Genomic DNA, 4,514 nt, shown 5'->3' with positions numbered 1-4,514 from the left:
AAAATACCCAGCAATGCGTGCGAGTGCCTTTTCTCGTCGCCGGCGATCAGTTCGGGATAATTGAAATCGTCGCCGGTGAACATGACGACGCCGTCCGGCAGACGGTTCCTCAGCGCGACCTCCTTGCCGGCATCGAGCAGTGAGATTTTTATCCCCTCCACCTTGCCAACGTGGCATTCGATGATGGCAACGACTGTATCGAGAGCGACCTCGAAATTCTCGCTGCCCCAATAGCCCCTGAGCGCCGGATCGAACATGTCGCCCAGCCAGTGCAGGATGACCTTGCCGGAGGACTGTGACAGGATGCGGTCGTAGACCCTGACATAGTCGTCCGGCCCTTTGGCAACTGCCGCCAACGCCCGGCTGGCCATCATGATCGCCTTGCCGCCGAGCCCTTCGATTAAAGCGAACTGCTCTTCATAGGCCTTGATGACGTCATCGATTGTTTTGGCGGCGGCGGGCGCCAGATGGTCGGTGCCGGCGCCCGAGGCGAGATCGGCGCCATCGACCGTGCGCGCCTCGGCGATCGAGCGGCGGATCAATTCCTGCGCGTTTGCCCAGTCGAAGCCCATGCCGCGCTGCGACGTGTCCATCGCTTCGGCGATGCGGAAGCCCAGCCGCCACAGATGGTGACGGAACGCCATCGTCCTCTCCCAGTCGATCACCGGTCTGGACCACGGATCGGTCATGGCGAGCGGATCGGCAACGACGTGCGCGGCGGCATAGGCGATACGCGAAAATCGCGCGCCGATGTCAGGCTGCACGGGCTCGCCGACCAGCGTGTACCGGGTGCTGCCGCCACCCTCACCAGGCAAGGAAATGTCCATCCATCGCTCCCTTCACAACGCTACTAAATGGAACGTTCCAATAAATCAAGGACCTTTAAGATTCGAACTCCCTGCAGGATGAAATGCTGCATTGCAACAGGAAAGCCTTATGAAGCATGCCATTTGAGTACGCACAATCGATGTTCGAGGCGCGGGAAAAATCCCGATTGACTCACGAGCGGAGCAGAGATTAGAACGTTCCAATAGTTTTGGGCCTGCAGTCGGGAGGATGCATCTGGATGGCCAACCGGGCCAAGGCGACGATATTCGACATCGCCCGCGAAGCGGGCGTGTCCAAATCGACGGTATCGCTCGTGCTCCAGGGCAGCGGACTGATCCGGCCCGAAACAGCGAGCAAGGTGCGCAAGGCGATCGAGGATGTCGGTTACGTCTACAACCGCGGCGCCGCCAATCTGCGCAAGGCGCACTCCAACGTCATCGGCATGGTCATCAACGATCTCACCAATCCTTTCTTCGCGGAGCTGGCGGTTGGCATGGAGCGGGTCTTCCAGTCGGCCGGCATCGTGCCGTTCATCGCCAACACGGCGGAAAATCCGGTGCGCCAGGAAGAAGTGCTGAAGTCGCTGATGGAGCAAGGCGTCGCCGGCCTCATCGTGTCGCCGGCTCGCGGCACGACGCCGGGCGCCTTCAGGCGGATCGAGACGGCAGGTCTGCCGGTGGTCTTCGCCATGCGCCGGCTGACCGAGAGCCGCATTCCGGTCATCGCGCCCGACAATCATCGCGGCGCCTATCTCGCCACCGCTCATCTGATCGGCAAGGGACATCGCCGGCTGGTCTTCTTCGGCGGCTCGTCCGATCTCGTCGTCTATCACGAGCGGCTTGGCGGATTTCGCGAAGCCTGCGAGACGCAGGGCATCTCCGACCGCGACACTCTGGTCGTCGAGGGAGAGACCAGCCGCAGAGGTGGTATCGCATGCCTCGAAACCGCTCTCGCAATGGCTGAACCGCCGACCGCGGCACTCTGCTTCAACGACGCCGTCGCCTTTGGCGCCATGCTGGCGCTGCGCAAGCGCGGGCTTGAGCCGGGAGTTGATTTCGCCATCGTCGGCTTCGACGATGTGGCCGAGGCCGAGCACTACATGCCGGCTCTGACCAGCGTCGCGGTGGACTCGGCGGGCCTCGGCGAACGCGCCGCCCATGTCATGTTGAAAATGATCCAGTCACGCACAACACGGGCCGAAGACCATATCGGCGCGGTCAATCTGGTGGTCAGGGAAAGCTGCGGCCCGGATCGCCGCATTCGAAACAGGGCGGCCGGTTCGGGAGGCGCTGCATGAGCGTCAAATGGAGCTTGATCGGTGCCAGCACGATCGTCAGGCAGTTCATGATCAACGCCATCCGCGCGCAAGGCGAGGACAGCATCTGGTCATCGGCGTCAGTCGAAGCAGCATTGCAAACCGCGAAATCAGGCAAGGCGGTCGCAATCGAGCCTAAGCTCGGGAGTGTGAATTGAGCAAGGTGGTCTCCGCAGCGCAGGCAGCCGGCCTGGTCAAGGACGGCATGGTCGTGTCGGTGTCCTCGTCGAGCGGCCTCGGCTGCCCCGATGCGGTGCTCGCCGCGATCGGCGAACGCTTCGACGCAGAAGGCCATCCGAAGAACATCACCACGCTGCACCCGATCGCAGCCGGCGACATGTATGGCATCAAAGGCATCGACCATCTGGCCAAGCCGGGACTGCTGAAGCGTACCTTGTGCGGCTCCTACCCGTCCGGCCCCTCCTCTTCCGAACCGCCGCAGATCTGGAAGATGATCGGCGACAATTCGGTCGCCGCCTACAACGTGCCGTCCGGCATCCTGTTCGATATGCACCGCGAAGCCGCGGCCAAGCGGCCGGGCGTGCTGACCAAAGTCGGTCTCGACACCTTCGCCGACCCGCGCCACCAGGGCTGCGCCATGAACGCCGCCGCCAGCGAGCCGATCGTTTCGGTGCAGCAGTTCGACGGCGAGGAATGGCTCTATTTCCGCTCTATCGTGCCGCAGGTGTCGATCATCCGCGCCACGTCGGCCGACGAGCGCGGCAACCTCACCTACGAGCATGAGGGCGCCTATCTCGGCGGACTGGAACAGGCGCTCGCCGCCCGCAACAATGGCGGCATCGTCATCGCGCAGGTCAAGCGCGTCGTCGAGAACGGCACGCTGAAACCGCATGACGTGCGCGTGCCGGGCGTCCTGGTCGACCATATCGTCGTTGCGCCCGACCAGTTGCAGACGACGCTGACACCCTATGACCCGGCGATCTCGGGAGAAATCTTCCGGCCGCTGTCGAGCTTCCGCACGCCGGAGATGAACGTGCAGAAGGTGATCGCGCGCCGCGTCGCCATGGAGTTGCGCGACGGCATGGCCGTCAATATCGGGTTCGGCATTTCCGCCAATGTGCCGCGCATCCTTCTCGAGGAAGGCCAGCACGGCAAAATTACCTGGGTGATCGAACAGGGCGCGGTCGGCGGCGTGCCGCTGCTCGACTTCAAATTCGGCTGCTCATCGAACGCCGACGCCTTCATGCCCTCGCCGCACCAGTTCATCTATTTCCAGGCCGGCGGCTTCGACGCCTCGCTGTTGTCCTTCCTGCAGATCGATCGACACGGCTCTGTGAATGTTTCGAAGCTTTCGGCGCGGCCGCATGTCACCGCCGGCGCCGGCGGCTTTGTCGACATCACCGCACGGGCGAAGAAGATCGTCTTCTCCGGCTTCTTCAATGCCGGCGCCAAGCTGTCTCTGGCCGATGGCGGCATCCGCATCGACCACGAGGGCAAGGTCAAGAAGGTGGTCAACGAAGTCGAGCACATCTCGTTTTCGGGCAAGCGCGCGGTGGCGCAGGGACAGGACATCACCTATGTCACCGAACGCTGCGTGATGAAGCTGACGCCGGAGGGGTTGGTCGTCACAGAACTCGCACCCGGCATCGATCTGCAGCGTGATGTGCTGGCCCAGTCGGAAATTCCGTTGGCCGTTGCCAGGGACCTCAAGACGACACCGGCAGCCCTCTATCAGGAGCAACCGATAGGCCTGTCGCTGAATGGCGGCGCCTCGGTCGGAGGCGCGCGTGGCTGAGCCTCTCGTCACCTTCGAGCAGGATGGCGCCATCGGTACCATCACGCTGCGCCGGCCGGAGAAATTCAACGCACTGGACATTCCGATGCTGCGGGCGCTAGAGACGGCGCTCGACGCGGCCGAGATGGCCGAGGGCGTCCGCGTCGTGCTGCTGCGCGGCGAAGGCAAGGGCTTTTGCGCCGGTGGCGATGTCGAAGCCTGGGCGCAGATGAGTGCCGCCGATTTCCAGGTGCAGTGGGTGCGCTACGGCCACCGCGTCTTCGACCGCTTGGCGCGGCTGCGGCAGCCGACAATCGCCGTCCTGTCCGGCCATGCGCTTGGCGGCGGCCTGGAACTGGCTGCGGCTTGCGACTTGCGCGTGGCGGAAACACAAGTGAAATTAGGCTTCCCGGAAACCTCGATTGGCGTCGTGCCCGGCTGGTCCGGTACGCAGCGCGCCGTGCGCCGCTTCGGCGCGCAGACGGTGCGCCGCATGGCGCTGGGCGGCGAGATCCTTCTCGCCCCCGAGGCACTCGCCCTGGGCATCGTCGACCGGGTGGTCGCAACTGGCAACGCACACGAAGAAGCAAAGGCGTGGGCGGAAAAGATCGCCGAGCGCGGCCCGCTGGCGACGGA

5 protein-coding genes are annotated in these 4,514 nt (G+C 63.8%); 4 read left to right on the top strand and 1 reads right to left on the bottom strand.

Translation table 11 applies throughout. The annotated features are described in order from the left end of the window. A partial coding sequence (locus ENZ75_RS22175) for a DUF993 family protein (RefSeq protein WP_128278316.1) occupies nt 1-827 on the bottom strand: 827 nt, incomplete at its 3' end. 239 nt (nt 828-1,066) lie between these two features. On the opposite strand from ENZ75_RS22175, the gene ENZ75_RS22170 reads away from it, so the two are divergent. The 4 genes from ENZ75_RS22170 to ENZ75_RS22155 all read left to right on the top strand — a co-directional run. Continuing rightward, nucleotides 1,067-2,125 (top strand): LacI family DNA-binding transcriptional regulator, encoded by a 1,059-nt coding sequence (locus ENZ75_RS22170; protein WP_128278315.1) that lies wholly within the window; start codon nt 1,067-1,069, stop codon nt 2,123-2,125. Continuing rightward, nucleotides 2,122-2,301 carry a hypothetical protein gene (locus ENZ75_RS22165; protein WP_013529705.1) on the top strand — a complete coding sequence of 60 codons (180 nt, stop codon included), beginning with the start codon at nt 2,122-2,124 and terminating at the stop codon, nt 2,299-2,301. The genes ENZ75_RS22170 and ENZ75_RS22165 overlap by 4 nt, the downstream gene beginning before the upstream one ends. After that, nucleotides 2,298-3,899 (top strand): acyl CoA:acetate/3-ketoacid CoA transferase, encoded by a 1,602-nt coding sequence (locus tag ENZ75_RS22160; protein WP_063168954.1) that lies wholly within the window; start codon nt 2,298-2,300, stop codon nt 3,897-3,899. The genes ENZ75_RS22165 and ENZ75_RS22160 overlap by 4 nt, the downstream gene beginning before the upstream one ends. Beyond that, nucleotides 3,892-4,514 (top strand): enoyl-CoA hydratase/isomerase family protein (locus ENZ75_RS22155; RefSeq protein ID WP_164887925.1); only part of this gene is annotated, 623 nt, incomplete at its 3' end. The genes ENZ75_RS22160 and ENZ75_RS22155, both read left to right, overlap by 8 nt.

The sequence above is a fragment of the Mesorhizobium sp. M7A.F.Ca.CA.002.04.1.1 genome (genome assembly GCF_004022805.1).
GTDB classification, from domain to species: domain Bacteria; phylum Pseudomonadota; class Alphaproteobacteria; order Rhizobiales; family Rhizobiaceae; genus Mesorhizobium; species Mesorhizobium ciceri.
Note: the sequence above shows the minus strand (reverse complement) of the source record. Positions and strands in the feature narration are given on the sequence as shown.

Excerpts from the sequence above, each read along its gene's own strand:
- ENZ75_RS22170 (WP_128278315.1), top strand. The coding sequence starts at position 1,067 with ATGGCCAACCGGGCCAAGGCGACGATATTCGACATCGCCCGCGAAGCG.
- ENZ75_RS22165 (WP_013529705.1), top strand. The coding sequence starts at position 2,122 with ATGAGCGTCAAATGGAGCTTGATCGGTGCCAGCACGATCGTCAGGCAG.